Annotated in this window: 23 protein-coding genes; 12 read left to right on the top strand and 11 right to left on the bottom strand. The window is 67.9% G+C overall.

The window, feature by feature from the left end; genetic code table 11:
- Positions 1-80: 80 nt before the first annotated feature.
- From AB0L82_RS34885 to AB0L82_RS34870, 4 genes are read left to right on the top strand one after another with little or no spacing between them, the layout of a single operon-like run.
- Positions 81-917: an SDR family NAD(P)-dependent oxidoreductase gene (locus tag AB0L82_RS34885; RefSeq protein ID WP_364646367.1), complete on the top strand. Its 837-nt coding sequence runs from the start codon at positions 81-83 to the stop codon at positions 915-917.
- A gap of 31 nt (positions 918-948) precedes the next feature.
- Positions 949-1872, top strand: coding sequence for a ferritin-like domain-containing protein (locus tag AB0L82_RS34880; RefSeq protein WP_364646364.1), 924 nt, complete (start codon positions 949-951; stop codon positions 1870-1872).
- Positions 1869-2507, top strand: a complete 639-nt coding sequence (locus AB0L82_RS34875; protein ID WP_364646362.1) for a hypothetical protein — start codon at positions 1869-1871, stop codon at positions 2505-2507. The genes AB0L82_RS34880 and AB0L82_RS34875 overlap by 4 nt, the downstream gene beginning before the upstream one ends.
- On the top strand, positions 2504-4042 hold the full coding sequence (locus tag AB0L82_RS34870; protein WP_364646359.1) for an NAD(P)/FAD-dependent oxidoreductase: 1539 nt from the start codon (positions 2504-2506) through the stop codon (positions 4040-4042). Before AB0L82_RS34875 ends, AB0L82_RS34870 begins: the two co-directional genes overlap by 4 nt.
- Position 4043: 1 nt before the next feature.
- On the opposite strand, the gene AB0L82_RS34865 is transcribed toward AB0L82_RS34870, so the two are convergent.
- Positions 4044-4814: an SWIM zinc finger family protein gene (locus AB0L82_RS34865; RefSeq protein WP_364646356.1), complete on the bottom strand. Its 771-nt coding sequence runs from the start codon at positions 4812-4814 to the stop codon at positions 4044-4046.
- Complete coding sequence (locus AB0L82_RS34860) at positions 4811-7795, bottom strand: DEAD/DEAH box helicase (protein WP_364646353.1); 2985 nt, start codon at positions 7793-7795, stop codon at positions 4811-4813. Before AB0L82_RS34860 ends, AB0L82_RS34865 begins: the two co-directional genes overlap by 4 nt.
- Positions 7796-8103: 308 nt before the next feature.
- On the opposite strand from AB0L82_RS34860, the gene AB0L82_RS34855 reads away from it, so the two are divergent.
- Positions 8104-8466: a hypothetical protein gene (locus tag AB0L82_RS34855; protein ID WP_364646350.1), complete on the top strand. Its 363-nt coding sequence runs from the start codon at positions 8104-8106 to the stop codon at positions 8464-8466.
- A 132-nt stretch (positions 8467-8598) separates the two neighbouring features.
- A complete protein-coding gene (locus AB0L82_RS34850) occupies positions 8599-9264 on the top strand; it encodes an HNH endonuclease family protein (RefSeq protein WP_364646541.1) in 666 nt (221 codons plus the stop codon).
- A gap of 118 nt (positions 9265-9382) precedes the next feature.
- On the opposite strand, the gene AB0L82_RS34845 is transcribed toward AB0L82_RS34850, so the two are convergent.
- The 3 genes from AB0L82_RS34845 to AB0L82_RS34835 form a co-directional block, all read right to left on the bottom strand.
- Positions 9383-10195 carry a sulfurtransferase gene (locus tag AB0L82_RS34845; protein WP_364646539.1) on the bottom strand — a complete coding sequence of 271 codons (813 nt, stop codon included), beginning with the start codon at positions 10193-10195 and terminating at the stop codon, positions 9383-9385.
- 59 nt (positions 10196-10254) lie between these two features.
- Positions 10255-11469 carry a benzoate/H(+) symporter BenE family transporter gene (locus AB0L82_RS34840; RefSeq protein ID WP_364646347.1) on the bottom strand — a complete coding sequence of 405 codons (1215 nt, stop codon included), beginning with the start codon at positions 11467-11469 and terminating at the stop codon, positions 10255-10257.
- A gap of 70 nt (positions 11470-11539) precedes the next feature.
- A complete protein-coding gene (locus AB0L82_RS34835; RefSeq protein WP_364646344.1) occupies positions 11540-12106 on the bottom strand; it encodes an Lrp/AsnC family transcriptional regulator in 567 nt (188 codons plus the stop codon).
- Between the two features lie 180 nt (positions 12107-12286).
- On the opposite strand from AB0L82_RS34835, the gene pdhA reads away from it, so the two are divergent.
- From pdhA to AB0L82_RS34820, 3 genes are read left to right on the top strand one after another with little or no spacing between them, the layout of a single operon-like run.
- Entirely contained in the window at positions 12287-13366 is a 1080-nt protein-coding gene (pdhA, locus tag AB0L82_RS34830; protein WP_364646341.1) for a pyruvate dehydrogenase (acetyl-transferring) E1 component subunit alpha, read from the top strand.
- Positions 13363-14346 carry an alpha-ketoacid dehydrogenase subunit beta gene (locus AB0L82_RS34825; RefSeq protein WP_364646338.1) on the top strand — a complete coding sequence of 328 codons (984 nt, stop codon included), beginning with the start codon at positions 13363-13365 and terminating at the stop codon, positions 14344-14346. Before pdhA ends, AB0L82_RS34825 begins: the two co-directional genes overlap by 4 nt.
- A gap of 47 nt (positions 14347-14393) precedes the next feature.
- The gene (locus AB0L82_RS34820; protein ID WP_364646335.1) at positions 14394-15809 is read left to right on the top strand and encodes a dihydrolipoamide acetyltransferase family protein; all 1416 of its coding nucleotides are present in this window, start codon (positions 14394-14396) and stop codon (positions 15807-15809) included.
- An 8-nt stretch (positions 15810-15817) separates the two neighbouring features.
- Here the strand turns inward: AB0L82_RS34820 and AB0L82_RS34815 are convergent, their stop codons facing one another.
- Together AB0L82_RS34815 and AB0L82_RS34810 are read right to left on the bottom strand one after the other, a co-directional pair.
- The gene (locus tag AB0L82_RS34815) at positions 15818-16255 is read right to left on the bottom strand and encodes a thioesterase family protein (protein ID WP_364646332.1); all 438 of its coding nucleotides are present in this window, start codon (positions 16253-16255) and stop codon (positions 15818-15820) included.
- Positions 16256-16306: 51 nt separating this feature from the next.
- On the bottom strand, positions 16307-17263 hold the full coding sequence (locus AB0L82_RS34810) for an AraC family transcriptional regulator (RefSeq protein WP_364646329.1): 957 nt from the start codon (positions 17261-17263) through the stop codon (positions 16307-16309).
- Positions 17264-17337: 74 nt separating this feature from the next.
- Between AB0L82_RS34810 and AB0L82_RS34805 the strand changes: the two genes are divergently transcribed.
- Positions 17338-18195, top strand: coding sequence for an NAD(P)H-binding protein (locus AB0L82_RS34805; protein WP_364646326.1), 858 nt, complete (start codon positions 17338-17340; stop codon positions 18193-18195).
- Between the two features lie 136 nt (positions 18196-18331).
- Complete coding sequence (locus AB0L82_RS34800; protein WP_364646323.1) at positions 18332-19513, top strand: MFS transporter; 1182 nt, start codon at positions 18332-18334, stop codon at positions 19511-19513.
- Here AB0L82_RS34800 and AB0L82_RS34795 read toward each other — a convergent pair.
- Positions 19510-19998 carry a MarR family transcriptional regulator gene (locus AB0L82_RS34795; protein ID WP_364646320.1) on the bottom strand — a complete coding sequence of 163 codons (489 nt, stop codon included), beginning with the start codon at positions 19996-19998 and terminating at the stop codon, positions 19510-19512. The genes AB0L82_RS34800 and AB0L82_RS34795 overlap by 4 nt on opposite strands.
- Positions 19999-20108: 110 nt before the next feature.
- Here AB0L82_RS34795 and AB0L82_RS34790 point away from each other — a divergent pair, with 110 nt between their 5' ends.
- Positions 20109-21542, top strand: coding sequence for an MFS transporter (locus AB0L82_RS34790; protein WP_364646316.1), 1434 nt, complete (start codon positions 20109-20111; stop codon positions 21540-21542).
- A gap of 63 nt (positions 21543-21605) precedes the next feature.
- Here the strand turns inward: AB0L82_RS34790 and AB0L82_RS34785 are convergent, their stop codons facing one another.
- Genes AB0L82_RS34785 through AB0L82_RS34775 form a run of 3 tightly spaced genes read right to left on the bottom strand, consistent with a single transcriptional unit; the run spans position 21606 to position 23515 of the window.
- Positions 21606-22244, bottom strand: a complete 639-nt coding sequence (locus AB0L82_RS34785) for a Type 1 glutamine amidotransferase-like domain-containing protein (RefSeq protein WP_364646313.1) — start codon at positions 22242-22244, stop codon at positions 21606-21608.
- Between the two features lie 6 nt (positions 22245-22250).
- On the bottom strand, positions 22251-23069 hold the full coding sequence (locus AB0L82_RS34780; RefSeq protein WP_364646310.1) for a maleylpyruvate isomerase family mycothiol-dependent enzyme: 819 nt from the start codon (positions 23067-23069) through the stop codon (positions 22251-22253).
- Positions 23066-23515, bottom strand: coding sequence for an HIT family protein (locus tag AB0L82_RS34775; protein WP_364646307.1), 450 nt, complete (start codon positions 23513-23515; stop codon positions 23066-23068). The genes AB0L82_RS34780 and AB0L82_RS34775 overlap by 4 nt, the downstream gene beginning before the upstream one ends.
- Positions 23516-23570 lie beyond the last annotated feature (55 nt).

Raw genomic sequence — 23570 nt, 5'->3', positions numbered from 1 at the left:
GCCTAATTGGGGGCAGGCGCGGCCAATGGTGGCAGATGCCACCAGTTGCCGCACCGGACACTTCGGCTCCGGGAGTTCCCATGCGACTCAACCCCTTCGGCGGTTCCCGCCGCACACAGCAGGCGGACGCGGTGGTGACCGGCGCGGGCAGCGGTATCGGCCGCGCCTTCGCGGTCGAACTCGGCCGCCGCGGCGGGCGGGTGATCTGCTCCGATATCGATGCCGAACGGGCCCGCGCGACAGTCGAATTGGTGAGCGCCACCGGCGGCAAGGGCTTCGACGCGGTATGCGATGTGAGCAGGATCGACCAGGTGCAGGCGCTCGCCGCCACCGCCGAGCAGTGGTTCGGCAAGACCGCCGACGTGGTGGTCAACAATGCCGGAATCGGCCGCGGCGGCGAGGTCATCGGCGATGCGCCCCTGGACGAATGGCATCAGGTGCTCGATATCAACCTGTGGGGCGTCATCCACGGCTGCCACGTCTTCGCGCCCCGCCTGCGCGCCGCCGGATCCGGTGCGATCGTGAATGTGGCCTCCGCCGCGGCGTTCGGCGTCGCACCGCGCATGGCCGCCTACAACGTGAGCAAGGCGGGCGTGCTGGCACTCTCGGAAACCCTCGCCGCGGAACTCTCCGGCACCGGCGTCAGCGTCACCGCGCTCTGCCCGACGGCAGTGAAAACCAATATCCTCCAAGACGTTTCGATCGGCGACGAGAACATCTCGGAATGGGGTGACCGGCTGCTGCGCTGGACCGGCCGCCCGCCCGCCTCGATCGCCCGCACCACCCTGGACGCCGTTGACCGCGGTCAGCTCTATGTCGTCCCGCAAATCGAAGCCAAATTGATCTGGCAGTCCAAACGACTACTGCCGGAGCCCTACACCCGTGCCGCCGGTCTGCTGGAGCGACTGGTGCGGTAGCACGACGGCCATTCACGAGAAGGAGTGAACAATGGCGTTCGCGTATTCCGACATGCTCACGGTCATCAAGGACCGGCAGTGGTCGCTGGTCGATATCGACTGGGACGCACCGGGAGCCGACCTCATCACCGAGGAACAGCGACCCGCGCTCACCGCGTTCATGGCCGATCTCGTGTGGATAGAACATGTGGGCGCGCGCGGTTTCGCGGCGCTCACCAAACGCGCGCCGGAGGGGCCGCTCAAGGAGATCTACCGGTACTTCCACGCCGAGGAGCAGAAGCACGCCAATGCCGAACTGGCGCTCATGCGGCGCTGGGGCATGCTCGAGGGCGATCAGATGCCGTTGCCCAACAAGAACATTCGCATGGTCATCCAGTGGGTGGACCGGTATGGCGACGATCTGACGCTGCCGGTGCTCGGCACGGTGATTCCGTCGCTGGAGTGCGCGCTCGACGGCGCGCTGGTGAAATTCCTGCTGGACGAGGTGCGGGATCCGCTGTGCCACGAGGTTTTCCGGCATATCAACAGCGACGAGTCCCGGCACCTGGCGGTCGGATTCCAGGTGCTCGAACAGCTCGGGGCCGGGCCGATGCGGCGCATCGCCATCGAGACGGCGGGTTTCGCGCTGCGGCCGACACTGCTAATGGGAGCACTGCTGTACACACCGCTGCTGTCCCGCATGTCCACCAACATCATGGCGATGGGCCTGGATGAGGAGAAGCTCTGGAATGCGGTACGGCGGTATGAGAAAGCCGGTGATCGCGCGCCCAGCATCAAACGCGTACCGCTCTTCCACGTGGTGCGGATGCACGGGAAAGCCACCATCAACAGGTGGCAGCCGATCCAGGGCATCAATGATGTGCTGAACAAGGCCATCGACTATTTCCCGGTGCGGGTGCTCGGCAAGCCGCCGACCTGGTCGCAGGGGCTGACCTACGATCCGGTGGCGAAATGAATGCCACTGCCAGGCAGGGTGATTCGGGCAGAGTTCGAGCCGCCGGACCACGCGGCGCGGACAGCTACACCGGACCCCAGGTGCACTGCGGGCGCTGGCGGGGGCAACTCGAACTGCGGGATAGGCATGCTGCGGTGATCGGCTCCGGAACGGCGATCGCGCGGGTGCTGCCGGGTATCACCGCGCAGGCCCGCCGGGTCACTGTCTTCCAGCGGGACCCGGTGTGGATACTGCCCGCACCGCCCATTCCCGGGCGCAAGCTACTGCGCCGACTACCGGATGATCTGCTCGGTCTGCTGCCCAGCGACAGTGCGCGACCATTGCCCGGCGACCCCGCTTCCCAGCCATTGCCGGGCACGGCACAGCCACCGCACGGTATCGCCGCGACCCTGTTGCGGCTGGCCGCCACCGCGAATCTATTCGTCTCGGTGCGCGATTCCTGGGTGCGACGGCAGCTCACCCCCGATACCGCCACCGGTGTCCGCCTGCACGGCGGGTACTACCGGGCGCTGAACCAGCCCCATTGCGAGCTCGTCACCTGGCCGATCGCCCGGCTCGCCCCGCTCGGGATTCGCACCGTCGACGGTGTCGAACATCGGGTGGACTGCATCATCTACGCGGAGGACGCATTGTGAACAGCACCGTGGTCGATCACGAGATCATTATCGTCGGAGCGGGATTCGCCGGGATCGGGACGGCGATAGCGTTGCGCAAGGCGGGCTTCGACGATTTCCTCATGGTCGACGACGCCGACGGGGTGGGCGGCACCTGGCACTGGAACACCTATCCCGGTATCGGCGTGGACATTCCGTCGTTCAGCTATCAGTACTCATTCGAACAGCAGCGCACCTGGTCCCGGGTGTACGCGCCCGGAAGGGAATTGAAGGCGTACGCCGAGCACTGCGTGAACAAGTACGGGTTGCGGCCGCGAATTCGCTTCTCCACCAGCATCGTCCGGGCGGATTTCGATGACGCGCTGCACCTGTGGCGATTGCGCACCGGTGACGGGGAGGAACTCACCGCGCGCTATGTGATCGGCGCGACCGGGGTGCTCACCCGGCCCAAACTGCCCGAAATCGCAGGGGTGGAACGGTTCACCGGCGTCACCATGCACACCTCGCGCTGGGATCACGATCAGGATCTGCGCGGTAAGCGGGTCGGCGTCATCGGCACCGGGGCCTCGGCGGTACAGGTGATTCCGGAGATCGCGCCCGAGGTCGCGGAACTCGTCGTCTTCCAGCGCACCCCGATCTGGTGCCTGCCGCGACCCGATACCGCACTGCCCCCGGTGGTGCACCGGCTGCTCGGACTGCCCGGTGGAAAGCTGGTGACGCGCTGGCTCTCCCAGGCGTTCGTGGAGCTCACCTTCCCGCTGGCGGCGCACTATTACGGGGTGCTGCCCATGTCCAAGCTGGGCGAGCGGACCGGGCTGGCGCATCTGCGGGATCAGGTCGACGATCCGCAGGTGCGCGCGAAGCTCACGCCCGACTACGCGCTCGGCTGTAAGCGGCCGTCCTTCTCCAATGACTATCTGAAGACGTTCAATCGCTCGAATGTGCGGCTCGACACCGAGCCCATCGCCGAGATCACCGCGACCGGCGTGCGCACCGCCGCCGGACACCATCAGGTCGATGTGCTGATCATGGCCACCGGGTTCAAGGTGATGGAATCGGGCAATATGCCCACCTTCGATCTGCACGGCAGCGGCGGCGTCCGGCTGGAGGATTGGTGGGATGAACACCGGCTGCAAGCCTACGAGGGCGTCAGCGTGCCGGGCTTCCCGAACTTCTTCACCATCATCGGCCCATACGGCTACAACGGATCCTCGTATTTCGCGCTGATCGAAATGCAGACCCGGCATATCCTGCGGCTGCTCCGCAAGGCACGCGGGAGCCATGCCACCCGGATCGAAGTCACCGAGGAGGCGAACGAACGCTTCTTCGAGGAGATGCTGAATCGCCGCGGCACCCAGGTGTTCTGGCAGAACTCCTGCACCCGCGCCAACAGCTACTACTTCGACAAGAACGGCGATGTTCCGCTCCGCGCCATGACCACACCCGAAGGCTTCTGGCGCGCAGGCCATTTCGACTTCGCGGACTACCGTTTCACCGCGCTGGGCACACGTTCCGGCAGCACGGTCAAGGCGGCCGCGAGAACGACGGTCCGATAGCTCAGGGCTCCAGCAGGGAGTACAGCGTGCGCAGGTGCCGGTAGCCGATCTCGGCGCTGCGCTCATCCTCCGCCGTCATGCGCAGGGCGCGGCGGAGCAGGACCGCATCCAGATCCGCCGGGGCCGGGTGGAATTCGGGTGTCGGGAGGGCGGGCAGGCGAATGTCCTCGCCGTACAGGTCGGCCGCATCGGCCGGATTGCCGTCCTGCTGCACGCTGCCGATGAGCTCGTCGAGTTCGACGCCGCGCAGGGTGAGCAGATCCCGCGGCGTCTCGTCGAGGCGTTCAGCGATGACGTAGCAGATGGCCGCCACATGCTTGCACGGCCAGCCCACATCGGGGCAGGTGCAGGAGAAATCCAATTCCGGCGCGGTGTTCGGAAGCAGCAGCGGGCCAAGGGATTTGGGCAGGGAGCCGGAGGCGATCTCACCGAGCATGCCGGGGGTGGCACGCACCAGGTCGACGAGTTCACGCAGGCGCTCATCGCGGAGCTGGCGCAGGGTCAGCACCGAGATGAACGGGCGCGGCTGACTGCCCTGCACCTCGGCGGCGACCGCACCGGGCTCCAGGTGATAGCTGATCACCTGGCCGGTGCGCGCGTACGAGCGGCCCCGGGTGAGCCGGCCGGGATCGGCGACATCCTCGATGGCCTGCAGGAACGAACGGCCCCACCAGGTCCGGGCGAAGGCCGCGCCGCGGCGGCTGCGCGAGGAGACGCCGCCGTCGACGGGGCGGCGCTCGCCGAACTCACCGACATCGATATAGGTATTCATTCGCCCACCGCCTCCGCGCCGAGCGCGAACAGCGCGCGCAATTCGTCATCGCCGAGCTCGGTGATCCACTTCTCGCCCGCGCCGACGGTCAGATCGGCGAGCTGGCGTTTGCCCTGCAACATATCGTCGACCCGCTCCTCGATGGTGTCCACGCAGACCAGCTTGCGCACCTGCACATCCCGGCGCTGGCCGATCCGGAAGGCACGGTCGGTGGCCTGGTTCTCCACCGCCGGATTCCACCAGCGGTCCAGGTGCACAACGTGATTGGCGGCGGTCAGGTTCAGTCCGGTGCCGCCCGCCTTGAGCGAGAGCAGCATGAGCGGCGAGCCGTCCGGATCCTCCTGGAAGCGGGTGACCATATCGTCGCGGCGCTGTTTGCTCACCCCGCCGTGCAGGAACGGGACCTGCACGCCGAACCGCTCGGACAGATAGGGGCCGACCAGATCACCGTATTCGGCGAATTGGGTGAACAGCAGCGCCTTCTCACCGTCCGCGATGACCGATTCCAGAATGTCCTCCACCAGTGCCAGCTTCCCGGAACGGTGATGGCCGCGGCGCAGCACCGCCGAGCCGTCGCGCAGATAGTGGGCAGGATGATTGCAGACCTGTTTGAGCCGGGTCAGCGCGGCCAGCACCGCGCCCTTGCGCTCCATACCCTTGGCGGCCTTCAGTTTCGCGGACATATCGTCCAGCACCGCCTGATACAGCGCCGCCTGCTCCACGGTGAGGTTGGCGCGCATGGTGATCTCGATCTTATCGGGCAGATCCGAGATGACCGCCGGATCGGTCTTCACCCGGCGCAGCACGAAAGGTGAAGTGAGCGCACGCAATCGGCTCACCGCCAGCTCATCGCGCTCCCGCTCGATCGGCACCGCGAAGCGGGCGTGGAAGTCCGCGGGCTTGCCCAGCAGCTTCGGATTCACGAAATCCATGATCGAGCGCAGCTCTTCGAGCCGGTTCTCCACCGGGGTTCCGGTGAGCGCCAGCCGATGTCGCGCGGGCACCAGCCGCGCCGCGCGCGCCTGTCTGGTCCCGGCGTTCTTGATGTGCTGCGCCTCATCGAGCACCGTGCGCGCCCACGGCTGCCGCTTCAATTCCTCCACATCCCGCGCCAGCAGCGCGTACGTGGTCACCACCAGATCCGAATCCGCCACCGCCGCATCGAATTCCGCTCCGGAGCGCCGCCCCGGGCCGTGGTGCACCAGCACCCGCAGATCGGGCGCGAACCGCTCCGCCTCTCGCTGCCAGTTGCCCACCACGGACATCGGGCACACCAGCAATGTCGGACCGACGAGCGATGGATCTCCGGAATCTGTTGTGGCCGTCGCCATTTCGCGTTCATGCACGAGTAGCGCGAGCACCTGAACGGTCTTTCCGAGGCCCATATCGTCAGCCAGGATCGCACCGCAGCCGAGGCGGCTCATGGTGGCGAGCCAGGCCAGGCCGCGCTGCTGATACGGGCGCAACTGAGCTTTCAGCCCGATCGGATCCGGGACCGGTTCGTCACTTCGTTCGGCGTCGAAAAGCTGTGCGGCCCAACCGGTCGCAGACACCGGTTCGATCGGGACGCCGATGGCCGGATGCGCGGCGAGTTCAGCGAAGAGCGCACCCGCCGTTGTCTCGGTGGCGTCGGTGCGGCCCGAGACATAGTCCGCGGCCGCCGCCAGCATGCGGTGATCGGCCTGCACCCACTCCCCGCGCAGCTGCACCAGATCCGATTTGGCCTGCACCAGGCGCGCCATCTCGGCCGGTGAGAGCGTGGTGTCGCCCAGCGCCAGTTCCCAGCGGAACGACACCAGGCCGTTCAATCCGACCGCGCTCTCCGAGGCGGGCGGACTCTGCACCCGCAACCGCAGGGTGGGCGCGGCGATCCGCCACGAGCGCGGCAGCATCAGTCGAATCCCGGTGCCCTGCAATACATTCGCCCCGTGCGCGACCAGATCCATGACCACCTCGGTGGGCAGGAACATATCCATGCTGCGGCCGTCGCCGGGCAGATCCCGCAGCCGCGGATACGCCGCCTTGGCCGCCGCCAGCTTCTCCCCGGCCAGCCGCACCAGATGCGGATCGCCGGGCAGCAATACCGGCTGCGGCGCTTCCCCCTCCTCGCGCAGGCATACCTCGAGCCGCCACAGCGCCCCCGGCTCGGCCGCGTCCTCGCCATCGGGCTCGAGCAGGCGCAGCACCAGCTCCGGCTCCCCCGCCGTCAGACTCGTGCGCCAATCCTCCAGCACCGCCGCCACCCGATGCGAACCGCTTTCCAGCGGAACGGCTTTCAGCAGCGCAGTCACCAGCTCATGCGATCGCGGTTCGGGAAACTCATTGTCATCAGCGATGGTGAACCCCGGCTGCCGATCGGCGGTCGCCAGCTCCGCCCACGCTTCCGGCAGCGTCTGCCGCGCCCGGGCCGCCGCGTCCATTTCCGCACCGCGCGTATCGATTTCACCGAATCCATCGGGCACCTTCGGCATCAGGTGCAGCCGGGTGATCGGGTCGGTGAGCTCGGCGGTGAGGTTGTCCAGCAGTTCGGCCGGGCGGCCCGCGACCTGGAGGGCCGGGGGCATGGCGACGGCCAGTTCGGCCAGCCAGGCGCGCTGCCGCTGACCCCCGACCAGCCGCCAGCGCACCCACCACTCACCGTCGTCGCGGCGCACCTCGGGCACGATCCGGCCCGCCCGCACCCAGCGGTCGATACCGCGCGCGATATGGCCGAGATAGCGCAGTTCGGCCGAGATCAGCCCGTCCGGGAGGTGCTGCAACAGCACGCTCGCGGCCGCCTCGGGAGCCAGCGCATGCGCTTTGACCTGTGCCTTCTCCTGTCCGTACGCACCCCGCACCAGCACCGTTGCCCGATGCCGGAATTTCGCGGCCCCCACGATCCGGCCCAGCGGATCGGGCAGCGCAGCGGCGTCGACGGCATCCCGATCGGGGTCGTGCCACAGCACCAAGCCCGATCCCGGCGTCCACAGTCCGTGCAGCATCCGACCATCCAACCAGCCCCGGCCGACAGATCCGTGCCGCCCTGCTCGAGACCGTGATCCGGGGCACGGAGCGGTTACCGAGGGTTCGATTCGTAATCTCGCGAATCACGAACCCTACCGGGTCTTTATTTCTGCCGCGAACCGGGACATACTGGAATAACCCCTGGTCACCGCATATGGCGGGGTCGGCTGTGCGCAATGGCGGCGACGTTTGCCATGCGCGCTTCACAGCCGGGCGGGGACGCACCCTGATAACCGCGACTCAATCCGGAGCCGTGGCACTTTCGACACCGAGGGAGGCCGTGAAGATGACGATTCTGCTCCAAGTGCTAGAGCAGTCCTTCACGCCGACAACGCCGTGGGAACGACGCAAATTCACGTTCGTGGACACGACCAAAATCGTGGACATGCGCCTGGACGGACAGGCGGGGGTGTGGCTCGATCTGTCCCGGCCGGGAGAATCCCAGCGGCTGGCGCGCACACCCGAGGCGCGCGACGCCATCACATTTCTACTCACCACCTTCGCCAAGATCGCCGAATGCGAAGAGCGCGGCGGCTCCTGGCTCATCGGCCATGACGGGATCAATGCCGAATCCATTGCCGCCATGCGGTTCCCACCCCAATTGACCGAGACCGCGGCGGACGATCTGCTCGCGCACGCCTGGTTGTAACCCGATTTCTCCGGCGCGCCGGGGTGCGAAGTCGCGTGGTTGCGCGACTGCCCCGGCGCGCTGCGGTAAATCTGGGATGTGCGGTCCATCGGGTCGGCATTTCGGATAGTGCTCGCGACGCTCGGCGCCGCGATCGTCGTGCTGAGCACCACCGGGTGCGAGGTGATCAGCCCGCCGGTCGCACCCGCGCCGGGCAGTCCCGCGCGCGCCTACCTCGAACACCTGCTGGATCGGGTGCGCACCGTGCCCAAGCGGGTGCGCCCGGGCGGTTACGACCGGGGCTGTAAATCCGGGCAACGCTGTGTGTTCGGGCCCGCGTGGAGCGATGCGCAGGACGGTCCCGGCGGACGCGACGGCTGCGATACCCGCAATAACGTGCTCGCCCGCCAGCTCTCGGGCGCGGCCTTCCGCCCCGGCGGCAAATCGTGTGTGGTGGTGGGCGGCACCCTCGACGATCCGTATACGGGCACGCACATCGTCTTCGACAAGGGCGATGCCAAGGCCGTGCAGATCGACCATGTCTTCCCGCTGGCCGCGGCCTGGGATCTGGGGGCCTCCGGCTGGACCCTGGAGCGCCGCATGCGCTTCGCCAACGATCTCGACCTGGAACTGCTCGCCGTTGACGGAAAAGCCAACCAGGACAAGGGCGATCGCACCCCCGCCGACTGGCTCCCGCCCGCGCGCGCCAACCACTGCTTCTACGCGGGCAAATACCTCACCGTCGCGCTGGAATACGACCTACCCCTCACCAACGCCGATCAGAAGGCCCTGCGCCGTATCGCGAAGAACTGCCCCTGAACCCCGCGGTGGCGAATATCTTTGCCGCCAAGCGGTTTTCGGACATCGCGAGCCGCATCCACCCCTGCGGCGGCGGAGGTCGCCCGTCGTGCTGGGCGGCTGACCTTCACATGCCGGATCAGCTGCCGGTGGCGACGGGGCGTTTGGGGTCGTTGGACCATTGCGACCAGGAGCCGGGGTAGAGGGCGGCGTCGATGCCCGCCACCGCGAGGGCGGCGACCTGGTGGGCGGCGGTGACGCCGGAACCGCAGTAGACCGCGACCGGGCCGGAGCCGAGTTCGGTGAAACGCGAACGCAATTCGCCGGCGGATTTGAAAGTGCCGTCGGCGGTGAGGTTTTCGGCGGTGGGGCCGCTGACCGCGCCCGGAATATGGCCCGCGCGCGGATCGATGGGCTCGACCTCACCGCGGTAGCGCTCACCAGCGCGGGCATCGAGCAGCAGGCCGGACCAGTCGGCCGCGGCATCGGCGTCGATGACCGGCATACCGCCCGGGGTCAAGGCCACATCGCCGGGTTCGGGAGCGGCTTCCTCGCCCGCGACCACCTTGCCGCCGGCGCGCTCCCACGCGGGCAGGCCGCCGTCGAGAATGCGGACGTCGGCGAGCCCGGCCCAGCGCAGCAGCCACCAGGCGCGCGCGGCCGCCATACCGCCGGTCGCGTCGTAGGCGATGACCGTGTCACCGGTGCGCAGACCCCAACTGCGGGCGCATTTCTGCAGGTGCGCGAGTTCCGGCATGGGGTGGCGGCCCTTGGCGGGCGAGGGGGGATCGGCGAGTTCGGTTTCCAGGTCGACGAAGACCGCGCCCGGAATATGCCCGTCCAAATAGTGCTGCGGCCCATCGGGATCACCCAGTGCCCACCGCACATCCAGCAGTCGCACCGTCGAATCCCCGTCGGCGAGCCGCTCCCGCAGCTCCTCGGCCGAAATCAGCACCGCGCTCAACCCAACTCCTCTTCGCAGAATTCACGCCGGAACCAGACGGCCCCACCTTACTGCGCGGGGCGGGGGCGCAGGAGCCAGCGGACCAGGAGTCCGGCCACCAGGGCCCAGAAGGCCGCGCCGATGCCGAGCAGGGTGACGCCGGAGGCGGCTACCAGGAAGGTGAGGGTGGAGGAGGTGCGGTGTTCGGCGGAGGTCAGGGCGGCGGTGAGGGCGGCGGCCAGGGTGGCGATGAGGGCAAGGCCCGCAACGGTTTCCAGCACGCCCTTCGGGGCGGCGGCGATGAAGATCACCAGGGCGCTGGAGGCCAGGGCCAGCAGTAGGTAGGTGATACCCGCGGTGGTCGCGGCGATCCAGCGGCGCTTGGGGTCCGGATGGGCCGAGGGGGCGGCGGCCAGGGCGGCACTTATGGCGGCCAGGTTGATGGCGTGCCCGCCCGCCACCGCGCCGAGCATGGTGCCCAGTCCGGTGACCGTCATGGCCGAACGCCACGGCACCCGGTAGCCGAACGAGCTCATCACGGCGGTGCCGGGAATGTTCTGCGCGGCCATGGTGACCACGTACAACGGGATCGCCACACCGATCAGCGCGGGAAAACTCCAGTGCGGCATGGTCAATTCGATGCGCGGGGCCATCTGCGACCACGCCAGACTGCGATGCGTGACCGCGATATCGATGCTCGCGCCGATCGCCGCCACCGCGAAGGCGGCGAGCACCGCCCAGCGCGCCGCGAACTTCTGCAGAATCAGCCAGGTGGCGATGACCGGCACCACCACGGCCGGGCTGACGGGCAGCGCCTTCACCGGCGCCAGGCACAGCGGCAGCAGCACCCCGGCCAGCATGGCCTGTGCGATCTCCACCGGAATGGCCGCGATCAGCGCACCGAGCCGCTGCCAGAATCCGGTCAGCACAATGAGCAGGCCGGCCACCGCGAACGCACCCACCGCCGCCGCCCACCCGCCGGACACCGCGCCCGTGCTGGCGAGCAATGCCGCGCCGGGCGTGGACCAGGCCAGTGTGATCGGCATCCGATAGCGCAGGCTGAGCACCAGAATGCCGACGGCCATGGTCACCGATACCGCCAGCAGCCCCGAAGCCGCCTGTGCCGCAGTCGCTCCCATGGCATTGAGCCCTGCCAGCACCACCGCGAACGAGCTGGTGAACCCGACCAGCGCAGTGACAACGCCCGCGCCGATCGGCTGCGCGAGACTCGCTTCGGGCGCATTGTCGACAACTGGCGGCTCGGTGGCGGCGGTGGTACTCATCGGCTCATGGTCCCGGTCCAGTGGACCTCCGGTCACCAGCCAATTCACCGAAACTGGACTGAAATTCGCGTCAGCGTGTGGCGGGACCGTCCTCGGCCACCGCCCCGCCGACAACTCCGGCGTCCTCGCCCGCACCGCCGTCGTCACCGCCGCCCGCGAGGCGATCGAGCAGCGGCGCGGTGCGCGGGCCGACCAGCGACCGCATGATCAGAGCCATATTGGTGCGCTCCACCCCGGGAATCTTCAGAATGCGCCCGGCGATTCGGTACAGATCGTCGGCATCACGCGCCACCACCCGCACGGTCAGATCGGTCGCACCGGTCATTCCGCACACCTCGGTGACCTCGGGAATCTCCGATAATTCGGCCACCACGTCATCGAGTCGATGTTGATCCACCACCACCGCGACGAAGGCTGCCAGCGGATAGCCGAGGGCGCGGGGCTGTACCCGCCGCTCGACGCTTGCCAGCACCCCGTTCGCCTCCCAGCGCGCCAGTCTGGCCTGCACGGTATTGCGGGAAAGCCCCAGTCGCGCAGCCAATTCCACGCCGGTGGCGCGCGGGTTGGCCACCAGTTCCAGCAATAGCCGGGCGTCGGTGGCGTCCAATGACCCGGTCAACGGCTCCCTACTGGACATGCAAGGCAGTATGACACGCCGGATACCGCGTTGACCGAGCATTCTGCACAGTTTCGCCCGCAATACTTGCGCAGAAAGCTCGATGGAGGATGCTGGGTGATACAGGACACACATCGTTGCTCACGGGACACAATCCCACGGCGATAACGGTGTACCCGGTGTTTCGAGGAGGCGATACCCATGCCCGACAAGAACACCTACCCGGTGCAGCTCGTCCAGCCCGACGGCCGCCGCGTATTCGATCGCGCGCACTCCGCGCTGGTCGAGGACGTCGGTCGCGACCGATTGCGCGCCATGTACCTCGATATGGTCGTGGCCCGCCGGATCGACACCGAGGCGACGGCATTGCAGCGGCAGGGCCAGCTCGGCCTGTGGCCGCCGCTGCTCGGCCAGGAGGCCGCGCAGATCGGTTCGGCGCACGCGCTGCTCCCCGACGATTACGTGTTCTGCTCCTATCGCGAGGCCGGGGTCGCGTACTGCCGTGGTGTACCGCCCGAACAGATCACCCCGCTGTGGCGCGGTATCGCGCATTCCTGCTGGGACGCCGACGAATACAAGATGACCAATCCGGCGATCGTGGTCGGCGCGCAGGGCCTGCACGCCACCGGTTACGCCTACGCCGCCCATCTGGAGGGCGCGGAGATCGCGACCATCGCCTATTTCGGCGACGGGGCCACCAGTCAGGGCGATATCGCCGAGGCGCTCGGTTTCGCCGCCTCCTGGAGTGCGCCCGTCGTGTTCTTCTGCCAGAACAATCACTGGGCCATCAGCGCGCCGGTGCGGGTGCAGAGCGCGACGCCGATCGCACAGCGCGCGGTCGGATACGGGATTCCCAGCGTGCAGGTGGATGGCAATGACGCGCTCGCCGTGCTGGCGGTGACCCGGCAGGCGCTGGCCCGCGCCCGCAGCGGGGGCGGGCCGTCGTTCATCGAGGCCATCACCTATCGCATGGGACCGCACACCACCTCCGACGATCCCACCCGGTATCGCACCGCCGCCGAACTCGAACTGTGGCGGCAGCGCGATCCGATCGACCGGCTGCGGCGGCTGCTGGAGCGGGAGGGCCTGTGGGACAGCGATTTCGAACAGGAGGCGGCGGTCAAATCCGACGAGGTCGCCGCCCGGCTGCGCAGCGCGACCCTGGCCATGGCCGATCCGGATCCGATGGAACTCTTCGATCACGTCTACGCCACCCCGCACCGCCTGATCGAGGCCGAACGCGGCGAGTACGCCGCCTATCTGGAGGGAGTCCGGCCATGAAGACGACATTCGCGGGCGCCATCAATCTCGGACTGCGCCGGGCGCTGGAGGACGATCCCAAGGTGATCCTGATGGGTGAGGACATCGGACGCCTCGGCGGGGTGTTCCGGGTGACCGACACACTGCAGAAGGATTTCGGGAACAATCGCGTGATCGATACCCCGCTGGCCGAATCCGGCATCATCGGAACGGCTTTCGGAATGGCGCTGCGCGGGCTGCGGCCGGTGTGTGAAATTCAGTTCGACGGATTCGTGTATCCGGCGTTCGATCAAATCGTCTGCCAGGTCGCGAAGATCCACTATCGGACCAAGGGGAAAGTGGTCGCGCCCATCACCATTCGCATTCCGTTCGGCGGCGGGATCGGCGCGGTGGAGCATCATTCGGAATCGCCGGAAGCGTATTTCACGCATACCGCGGGGTTGCGTGTGGTATCGCCGAGTAATCCGGCGGACGCGTATCTCATGATGCGGCAGGCGGTCGCGCTCGACGATCCGATCATCTTCTTCGAACCGAAGCGGCGGTATTGGGATAGGGCCGAGGTGGATTTCGACCTGCTCGATCAGGGCGGCGGGCTCGCGCTGGATCGGGCGCGGGTTTGTACGCAGGGCGAAGACGCCACCGTGGTCGCCTACGGCGGCACCGTCGCCACCGCGCTGACGGCCGCCGATATCGCGGCGGCGGAAGGACATTCACTGGAGGTGATCGATCTGCGCAGTCTGTCGCCGATCGACTTCGACACCATTGAAACGTCGGTGCGTAAAACCGGTCGGTTGATTATCGCCCATGAGGCACCGGTATTCGGCGGACTCGGCGCCGAGATCGCCGCGCGCATCACCGAAAAGTGCTTCTATCAATTGGAAGCGCCCGTCCTGCGGGTCGGCGGCTTCGACATCCCCTATCCCCCGGCTAAGCTCGAACGGCACCACCTGCCCGACCCCGACCGCATTCTCGCCGCGGTCGATCGCACGCTCGCCGCCTAACGGTCCATGCCTTCGGAGGAAGCTCGGTGGAAGAACAGCGTCAAGTAATGGAATTCGCTTTGCCGGATCTCGGTGAGGGATTGGCCGACGCCGAATTGGTGTCCTGGTCGGTGCGAATCGGCGATGCGGTGGAATTGAACCAGGTCATCGCCGAGGTGGAAACCGCGAAAGCTCAGGTGGCACTGCCCAGTCCATACGCCGGGACGGTGCTGGAACTGCTCGCGGACCCCGGCGACACCGTGCTGGTGGGCGCACCGCTCATCCGCATCGGCACCGCCGCGGCCACCGCACAGCAGGTGCACGCGGACGCCGGAGCCGAACGGCTCTACCGGAGCCCGGCGACCACCGCACAGCCCGCGATGGACGCCAATGCCATGACCCAGGAGCCGTCCCGGGACTCGGCCGCACCCGCCGAACGACAGTCGGTCCTGGTCGGCTACGGCCCGGACAATGAGACGGTGTCCCGGCGGGCGCGCAGTGCCGCCGCGAAACTCGCTGCGCCCGCCGGTGATTCGACGGCGGGCTCCGCCTTCGGGACCGACCTCGGGCGACCCGCCGCCACACCCGGGGCCCGGAAACTCGCCCGCGAGATCGGAGCCGATCTGCGCGCGATCACCGGCAGCGGGCCGGAAGGCGCTGTCACCGTTGACGATCTGCGCGGTGCGCGGCCGGACAGTCGTGTGGGCGAACACATTCCGATTCACACCGCCCCGCCGGTGCCGCCCATGCACACCGGAGCCGCGACCCCGCGCATCGCCGGTGAGCGCGAAACCCGCACGCCCATAGCCGGAGTCCGCAAGCGCACGGCCGCCGCCATGGTGGCCAGCGCGCAGCATATTCCGCAGGCGAGCACCTTCGTCACCACCGATTTCACCGGATCCATGGAACTGCTGGATCATCTGCGCGCCACCCCCACCTTCGCCGGGCTGAGCCTGACCCCGCTGGCGCTGGTGGCGAAGGCGCTGCTGGTGGCGCTCAGCGAGTTCCCGGAGCTGAACTCGTCGTGGGACGAGGAGAACCAGGAGATCGTCACCAAGCACTACGTGAATCTCGGTATCGCGGTCGCCACCGAGCGCGGGCTACTGGTGCCGAACCTGAAAGACGCGCATTCGCACAGCCTTCGGGATCTGTGCCAGGAGATCGGCGATATCGCGCACGCCGCCCGGGACGGTTCGGCCACCCCGGCCGATCTCACCTCGGGCACGTTCACCATCACCAATGTCGGTGTGTTCGGCGTGGATACCGGTGTGCCCCTGGTGAATCCGGGCGAGGCCGCCATCCTGTGCCTGGGCTCGATCCGCAAACGCCCGTGGGTGCACCGCGATGAACTCGCGGTGCGCTGGGTGACCACGCTGGGATTGAGCTTCGATCACCGCCTCATCGACGGTGAACAGGGCTCACGATTCCTGAGCAGCATCGCCGCACTGCTGGAGGACCCGCTCACCCTGCTCGGCCGCGTCTGACCGGCGGATCAGGGTTCGGCGGCCGTGACCACCAGGGGTTCGGCCGCCGCGCGGATGACCGGCGGGATCGGGACCGGTTTGCGCGTCGCGTCGTCGACGTAGACGTGGACGAAGGTGCCGGTGGCGGCCAGGTCCAGGGAGTCGCCGTTGTCGCGGAAGATGGCCAGGTCGTAGTTGATGCTCGAATTGCCCAGGCGGGCAATGCGAATGCCGACCAGCAGTTGATCGGGGAAGCTGATCGACCCGATGAACGTGCAGGAGGTCTGCGCCACCACGCCGATGGCGGGTAGGTCGCGGATATCGGTGCCGGTGGCATGGATGAGCCACGCGTTCACGGCCGTATCGAAGTAGCTGTAATACGTCACGTTGTTGACGTGGCCGTAGTGGTCGTTGTCCGCCCAGCGGGTCGGCACCGGCCACAACACCGGATAATCCAGATCACTCACGCTCACAGTGTCCAATCCGAGGTGAGCGGCGTTACGCGCGGGGTTGGCGGGTCAGGCCGTGCGCTGGTCGAGGGCGTTGCGGTGGTCGCGGGGGCTGATGCCGTGGTGGCGTTTGAAGGCGGTGCTGAGGGCGAAGGCGCTGCCGTAGCCGACGCGGCGGGCGATGGATTCCAGGGTGGCGTCGGATTCGTGCAGCAGGTCCGCGGCCAGGGCCAGTCGCCAGTCGGTGAGGAAGGCCATCGGGGGTTCGCCGACCAGTTCGGTGAAGCGGCGGGCCAGGGCGGCGCGGGAGACGCCCACCTCGGCGGCCAGGGAGGCCACGGTCCAGGCGTGCGCGGGATTGTGCTGCATGAGGCGCAGCGCCTTGCCGACCAGGGGATCGCCGTAGGCGTGGTACCAGGCGGGGGCGTCGGCGCGGGCGAACCAGGCGCGCAGGGTGGCGATCAGCAGCAGATCCAGCAGGCGGTCGAGCATGGCGCCCTGGGCGGGCAGATCCTTCGCCGATTCCTCCACCAGCAGATCCAGCACCCGCGAATCCACTTCGCCGCGACCGAGTACGGCGATGGGCGGCAGCGCGCGCAGTAGTCGGCGGCTGGCGGCGGACTCCTGCTCGTAGCTGCCGGTGATCATGACGGTTTGCGCGTCGGCGCTGCTGCCCCAGTTGCGCACGCCCAGGCTCAGGGTCTCGCACAGCACCTCACCGCCGAGCGTGGTGGTGGTCTGGCCGGGGTGGATGATCACCTGCGGTTCGGTGCCGGGATCATCGGCCAGCGTGTAGTGATCCGGTCCGCGGAACAGCGCGATATCGCCGGCGCGCAATTGCCGCGGCGGAGTCGGCTTGCCGCCCTTGGGATCCGGCACGATCCAGCCGCCGCCGCGCACCATGGCCACCAGCGTCAGCGGGGACTCGTCGCGAATGCGCAGGGACCACGGTGGGTCGAATGAGGTGCGCATGACGAAAGCCGCCCGCGCGCGTGGTCCTTCGAGCAGGCTGGCCAGAGCATCCATGGTTAAGACGATGGCAAATGCTCGCGCGCTTCTCAACCATGTTCGCTCTCACGGTTTCTCGGTGTACTTGTCTCATGACGAACAAAGACACCGCGAACAGCGCAAACACCATCCTGGTCCTCGGCGGCACCGGAAAGACCGGCGGCCGGGTGGCAGCCCGCTTGACAGCATCGGGGGTGCCGGTGCGTCTCGGCTCCCGCACCGCCGCAATCCCGTTCGACTGGACCGACCGGGCCACCTGGACGCCCGCACTGGCCGGAATCGGCACGGTGTACCTGTCCTATCAACCGGATCTGGCGGTGCCCGGCGCACCCGCCGATATCAAGGCGCTGACCGTGCGGGCGGTCGCGGCGGGCGTGCGGCGCATCGTGCTGCTGTCCGGACGCGGTGAGCCCGAAGCCCTGGAATGCGAAGCGATCGTGCGGGATTCGGGACTCGAATGGACCGTGGTGCGGTGCGCGTTCTTCGCGCAGAACTTCAGCGAGGGCGCCTTCGCGGACTACATTCTGGCCGGCGAGGTGGCGCTGCCGTCGGGGGATGTGCCCGAACCGTTCGTGGACGCGGAGGATATCGCCGAGGTGGCGGTGGCGGCATTGACCTCGGACGGGCATACCGGGCAGGTGTACGAGCTGACCGGTCCGCGCGCGCTGACCTTCGCCGAGGCGACCGCCGAGATCGCCCGGGCCACCGGGCGCGAGATCGCGTTCATCCCACTGTCCCGCGCGGAATTCGTTGCGTCCCTGACCTCTTACGGGGTGCCGGGCGATGAGGTGAGCCTGCTGGACTACCTGTTCGGCACGGTGCTGGACGGGCGCAATTCGGCGACCACCGACGGGGTGTTCCGGGCACTCGGGCGCGCACCCCGCGATTTCGCGGACTACGCGCGTGACGTCGCGCTTTCCGGTGTGTGGTCGGTCACGGCGGATGCCTGATCTGTCGGTGCCGGGGCCTACAATTGGTGTGAAAGAGCTTGTAGTACACCGAATTCGGAGCACCGCCCGGAGCGTCGAGGAAGCCGCGAAGGGCAGTGGCTGACGAGGAGCTGCCCTGAGAGGTAGCGTCGTGCCGATGGCCGCCGCGACGCCCGCTCCTCCGATCCGGAACGCCCGTATCGCCCTGTTCGTGGTCTTCGGCCTGAACGGCATGCTCTCGGCACTGTGGATCGTGCATATCCCGGCCGTCACCGAACGGACCGGGGTGTCGCACAGTCTGCTGGGCATGCTCATCCTGTTGATGGCGGGCTGCGCCATCATCGGTATGCAGGCCGCCGGACCGCTGGCCGACCGCTTCGGCAGCCGCACCCTCACCGCCACCGCCGCCACCCTGCTCTCACTCGCCCTCATCGGACCCGGACTGGCCACCAACCCGGCCACCCTCGCGGCCGCCCTGGCGTTCTTCGGCATCGGCATGGGCATGCTGGACGTCTCGATGAACGCCCAGGCCGTTCATATCGAACGCGCCTACCCCCGCCCGATCATGTCCGCCTTCCACGCCTTCTTCTCCCTCGGCGGACTGCTCGGCTCGCTGGCCGGAGCCGCCGCCCAGCGCGCGGACTGGCCGGTGCACACCACCCTGCTGGTCTCGGCCGCGCTCGGCCTGGCCGCCGTGGCACTCTGCACCCCGCGCCTGCTCCCCCACGAACCGGTGCCGGCCCCCACCCCCGAACCCCTTCCGAAAAGCATCGGCACGCTCACCGCCATTTCTCGAAAAGTGCTGGTACTCGGGATAATCGCCTTCGCCGTGCTGATGGCCGAAGGCGTGGCGGCGGATTGGAGCGCACTGCAATTGCGCGATCGCCTCGGCGTGGACGTCGGGACGGCCGCACTGGCCTATGGCGCGTTCTCCACCACCATGACCGCGGGCCGTCTCGTGGCCGATCGAGTGAGCGGCAGGATCGGCCGCGTCGCGGTGGTGCGCTGGGGAACCGTATTGGGGGCCTTCGGATTCGGCCTGATCGCCCTGTCCGGCTGGCTGCCGCTCACCCTGTTCGGCTGGGCGCTGGTGGGCATCGGCCTCTCGGGCGCGGTGCCGCAGGTCTTCACCGCCGCGGGCAATTTGGGCTCGGCGACCGCCGCCACGGATATGTCCCGGGTATTCGGTCTCGGCTATATGGGCTTGCTCGCCGGGCCCGCGATCATCGGCTGGCTCACGAAGTTGGTGCCGCTGACGACCGCGATGGTGGTGCCGCTGGTGGCATTGCTGTTGTGCGCGTGGGCCGCCGGGGCCGTGGGTACGCGGGCAGAGAATTAATCGGCGCGGGCGGGTTTGGCTTCGCGGGCGGTGGCGCCGAGGTCGCCGATCTGCTCGGCGTGGGAGAGGAAGCCGTCGACCATGCGGTGGTTCAGAACCGCGAGGGCTTTGAGATCTTCGGTGGACCAGTCGGCGAGAGCTTCGGCCATCCAGTTGCGCAGCACGTCTCGGACGGCGTCGACCGCGCGGCGGCCTTCGGGGGTGGGGCGGACGCGCTGGGCGCGGCCGTCGGCCGGATCGGGGGTGCGTTCCACGTAGCCCGCTTTTTCCAGGCGCTGGATCTGGCGGCTCACGTGCGGGGCCTCGACGTCGAGGCGGGTGGCGAGTTCGCCGAGGCGCATGGGTTCGTCGGCGTCGGCCAGCACGCGCAGCAGCGGGACGCTGGCCCGATCCATGGTGACACCGCATTTGATCATGGCGTAATCGTGGCGGCGGACGCGTGTGAGCAGGTAGGCGACACGAGCGAGCGCGCCTTCCAGTTCCACGATGTGAGCTGCGTCAACTTGGTGGACGGATGTGGCTTCCGGCGGCGGCATGTGGTTATCTTACGTAACCCATTTACTTAATTTTGGTAAGTAATCTGAAGGATTGCCGCATGACTACGACCGCTGTCGGTCAGGTCGCCGGAACCACCACCGACGACCGCCCCAAGGCCCATCTCGGGCTCACCTTGCTCGCGCTCGGCGCCGCCGGTCTGGTCGTCTCGCTCCAGCAGACGGTGGTCATCCCGCTGCTGCCGCACATGATGGTGCAGCTCGGCACCAATGCCGCCGGCATCCAGTGGTTGTTCACCGCCGCCCTGCTGTCCGGTGCGGTCGCCACTCCCCTGCTGTCCCGTTTCGGCGATATGTACGGCAAGAAGCGCATGGTGCTGATCGCCATGGGGCTGCTGATCATCGGTTCGGTGGTCTGCGCCTTCGCCACCTCGCTCGGCGTCTACATCATCGGCCGCGCCTTGCAGGGCACCGCCTCGGCCATGATCCCGCTGGCCATCGGCATTCTGCGCGATACCTTCCCGCCGGAGAAGATGGTCACCGCCATCGGCATCGTGTCCGGCACCATGGGCGTCGGCGGCACCGTCGGCATGCTGATGACCGGCGTCATCGCCGACCACACCACCAACCCGCATCCGGTCTTCTGGGTCACCGCGGCGCTCGGCGTGGTCGCGGCCATCCTGATTCAGTTCAGCGCCAAGGACACCGGCGTGCGGCACGGCGGCTCCCCCGATTACGCGGGCGCGGCACTGCTGGCCGGATTGCTCGTCACACTGCTGCTCGCCATCAGCGAGGGCCCGCGCTGGGGCTGGACCTCGGGCAGCGTGCTCGGACTCTTCGGCGCGGCCATCGCGCTGACCGTGGCGTGGGTGTTCGTGGAGCTCAAGGTGAGTCAGCCGCTGGTACGGCTGCCGCTGCTGGTCGGGCCGAAATCGCTGACCGCCAACCTGATTTCGCTGCTGCTCGGTGCGGCGCTGTTCGGATCCTTCACGCTGGTCTCGAATTTCGTGCAGACCCCGGCCGACAAGGTCGGCTACGGCCTGTCCGGATCGGTGCTGGCCGTGGGTCTCTACGGTGTGCCCAGCGCACTGCTGATGACGCTGTTCTCCTTCCGCACCGGGCGCATCGCGGCCCGCATCGGCGCGGCGTACACCCTCGCCATCGGTTCGGGATTCGCGGCGGCGGCGCTGCTGTGGACCGCGGCGTTCCATGATCACGGCTGGCAGATGGTGATCTCGAATATCCTGCAGGGCACCGGATTCGGTATCGGTTACGCGGCGCTGGGCACCCTCGCGGTGATGCACGTGCCGATGAGTGAGAGCGGTATCGCCAGCGGTATCAACTCGCTGGTGCGCACCGCGGGCGGCAGCGTGGCGGGCGCGATCACCGGATCCATTCTGACCTCGCAGGTCATCGCGCATACGCATGTGCCGACACTGGGCGCGTACGTGCTGTGCTTCACCATTCTCGGTATCGCCGCCGCGCTGGCCGCGATCATCGCCGTGGTGCACGGCATTCGCCACGGCGGCGAGTAGACAACTACCGCAGGAACATTCGAAGGCCGGTCGAACCATCGACCGGCCTTCGGCGTATCGGGACTAGGTCAGCACCTCGGTGCGGTCACCGTCGACGACCACCACGTGGTCATCGGTCAGCGCCCAGTGCGGGGTGCCGGAAGCCAGGAAGTCGCGGACGAGTTTGCGGGAGTGCCCCTCGGGGTCGGTGGGCGAATCCAGGTGCGGGACGATTCGGCGCGGGACCAAACCCAAACCGTCCCAGAGCGGTTCGATACCGCAGGCGGTGCGCACCTCGGCCGGGTCGTCGGTGGATTCGAGTCCGTGCAGGTCAGGTGTCATGACACAGGCGCCCGCACTGTAGCCCGCGTAGACCAGGGCGTCGGCCTCGAGCAGCCGGGTGAGGATGAGATCGGCTCCGCTGCGGGCGAATTGGGCGCGCAGGACGAAGGTGTTGCCGCCGCGCACCCACACCGCGGGGAAGCCGGACAGGGTGTCCGCCAGTGCCTCGGCCCGGCCGATGTATTCGCGCAGATCCACCACCTCGGGCTGGAAACCCATGCGGCGCAGCGGAACCAGATCACTGGTGACCGCGCTCTGCCAGGCCGAGGGCCAGGCGTCACAGGCATTGGCTATCACCGCGACCCGGCCGGGTTCGCCGGTCAGGTCGAGGAGCCGATTCGCGTGCGCCCCGAATCGGTAGCTGGACAGGAACAGTCGCACCGGAACTCAGATGGTGAACGTGAGGCCGCGAACCAGGCGGTTGCCGAGTTCGGTGTCACCGGCGATGGTGAATTCGCCGAGGTGCGCGTCCGCCGTCGTGCGCCCGCCGCGCAGGCGCGCGAACAGTCCCGAATCCAGGGTGAGCACGACATCGGCGGGACCGTCCAGGGTTTCGACGAGGTTCGCGCGCCCGCCCACCACCGCGACGTGCAGGGTGCGCGCCACCGGTCCGGTGAGTTCGAAGGTGACGCGTGCGCCCTCGGGAGCGCCGCCGCCCTTCACCACCGCGCGCCCGAGGCCGAAAATCACTTCGGGGAAAGCGGTTTCGGCCTGCGTCCCGCCCTCGTCGATCGAAACACCCAGCGCGTCGGCGATATCCAGCGTGTGCATCCAGCAGTCGAAGACCCGGATGCGCATGAACCGGCCGTAGGGCGTCATGCCCACCGGGGACGGCCCGGGCTCGGCCCACGCCTGCGTGCTGAGTCCCGCGAGCGTCTTGAGTCTTCCGGCCGTCACGTCGTGGAAGCGCGTCAGCAGTTCGGCTCCGGACAGCGGTCGCAGCGAGGCGATCCACTTCTCGTTGAGCGCGCCGATCGCATTGTGAATGTGGTCGCCGCCGACCTCCAGTTCCGGGGTCGGCTCCCCCGCCAGCAGCGATTCGGTGCCGGTGATATGCGCGAGCACATCGAACACGGTCCAGCCGGGCAGCGGCGAGGCCGTCCGCCAGCGGTCTTCGGGGAGTCCGTCCACTAGCCGGGTGAGCCGGTCCCACTGGTCGGACAGGGCGGCGATGATCGCGCGCTGGTCCGGCACCGTGTCGGTCATGCGTGGGTTTCCCTTTCCTCGGCGGCGAGCCGGTCCAGTCCGATGCGAATGGCGGCGGCCGTATGTTCCATATCGTGCGGGCGGCGCAGCATGAACCCCTTCGCGAAGCTGAAGGTGTCGCCGATCTGGCGTGGGATCACGTGCAGGTGTACGTGATGCACGGTCTGGAAGGCGGCCTTGCCGTCATTGATCAGCAGGTTCGCGCCGTCGGCCGGAAAATCGCTGCGCCGCATGGCTTTGGCGAGCCGGTGCCCGCCCGCGAAGAGTTGCGCGCCGAGCGCCGGATTCAGCTCGTCCAGGTCGGTGGCGTGGTTTTTCGGGATCACCAGCGTATGGCCGCGGGTGATCGGCCGGATATCGAGAAACGCCAGGAGGATGTCGTCCTCGAAGATCTTGGTCGCGGGCGCGTCGCCCGACACGATCCGACAGAATACGCAGCCGCTCACCTCGCAGACATTACGGCGTAAAAGTGATGCGCGACACCCCTGCGAGCGGCGCGTG

Origin of the sequence: Nocardia sp. NPDC052001, from assembly GCF_040680615.1 — a bacterium.
Classification (GTDB): domain Bacteria; phylum Actinomycetota; class Actinomycetes; order Mycobacteriales; family Mycobacteriaceae; genus Nocardia.
The sequence above is the reverse complement of the archived record's forward strand: the minus strand, read 5'-3'. Positions and strand labels throughout refer to the sequence as shown.

What these genes read in the sequence shown, in the direction of transcription:
- AB0L82_RS34885 (WP_364646367.1), top strand. Translation starts at nt 81, where the DNA reads ATGCGACTCAACCCCTTCGGCGGTTCCCGCCGCACACAGCAGGCGGAC.
- AB0L82_RS34880 (WP_364646364.1), top strand. Translation starts at nt 949, where the DNA reads ATGGCGTTCGCGTATTCCGACATGCTCACGGTCATCAAGGACCGGCAG.
- AB0L82_RS34875 (WP_364646362.1), top strand. Translation starts at nt 1,869, where the DNA reads ATGAATGCCACTGCCAGGCAGGGTGATTCGGGCAGAGTTCGAGCCGCC.
- AB0L82_RS34865 (WP_364646356.1), bottom strand. Translation starts at nt 4,814, where the DNA reads ATGAATACCTATATCGATGTCGGTGAGTTCGGCGAGCGCCGCCCCGTC.
- AB0L82_RS34860 (WP_364646353.1), bottom strand. Translation starts at nt 7,795, where the DNA reads ATGCTGCACGGACTGTGGACGCCGGGATCGGGCTTGGTGCTGTGGCAC.
- AB0L82_RS34855 (WP_364646350.1), top strand. Translation starts at nt 8,104, where the DNA reads ATGACGATTCTGCTCCAAGTGCTAGAGCAGTCCTTCACGCCGACAACG.
- AB0L82_RS34840 (WP_364646347.1), bottom strand. Translation starts at nt 11,469, where the DNA reads ATGAGTACCACCGCCGCCACCGAGCCGCCAGTTGTCGACAATGCGCCC.
- AB0L82_RS34835 (WP_364646344.1), bottom strand. Translation starts at nt 12,106, where the DNA reads ATGTCCAGTAGGGAGCCGTTGACCGGGTCATTGGACGCCACCGACGCC.
- pdhA (WP_364646341.1), top strand. Translation starts at nt 12,287, where the DNA reads ATGCCCGACAAGAACACCTACCCGGTGCAGCTCGTCCAGCCCGACGGC.
- AB0L82_RS34825 (WP_364646338.1), top strand. Translation starts at nt 13,363, where the DNA reads ATGAAGACGACATTCGCGGGCGCCATCAATCTCGGACTGCGCCGGGCG.
- AB0L82_RS34820 (WP_364646335.1), top strand. Translation starts at nt 14,394, where the DNA reads ATGGAATTCGCTTTGCCGGATCTCGGTGAGGGATTGGCCGACGCCGAA.
- AB0L82_RS34810 (WP_364646329.1), bottom strand. Translation starts at nt 17,263, where the DNA reads ATGGATGCTCTGGCCAGCCTGCTCGAAGGACCACGCGCGCGGGCGGCT.
- AB0L82_RS34805 (WP_364646326.1), top strand. Translation starts at nt 17,338, where the DNA reads ATGACGAACAAAGACACCGCGAACAGCGCAAACACCATCCTGGTCCTC.
- AB0L82_RS34800 (WP_364646323.1), top strand. Translation starts at nt 18,332, where the DNA reads ATGGCCGCCGCGACGCCCGCTCCTCCGATCCGGAACGCCCGTATCGCC.
- AB0L82_RS34790 (WP_364646316.1), top strand. Translation starts at nt 20,109, where the DNA reads ATGACTACGACCGCTGTCGGTCAGGTCGCCGGAACCACCACCGACGAC.
- AB0L82_RS34780 (WP_364646310.1), bottom strand. Translation starts at nt 23,069, where the DNA reads ATGACCGACACGGTGCCGGACCAGCGCGCGATCATCGCCGCCCTGTCC.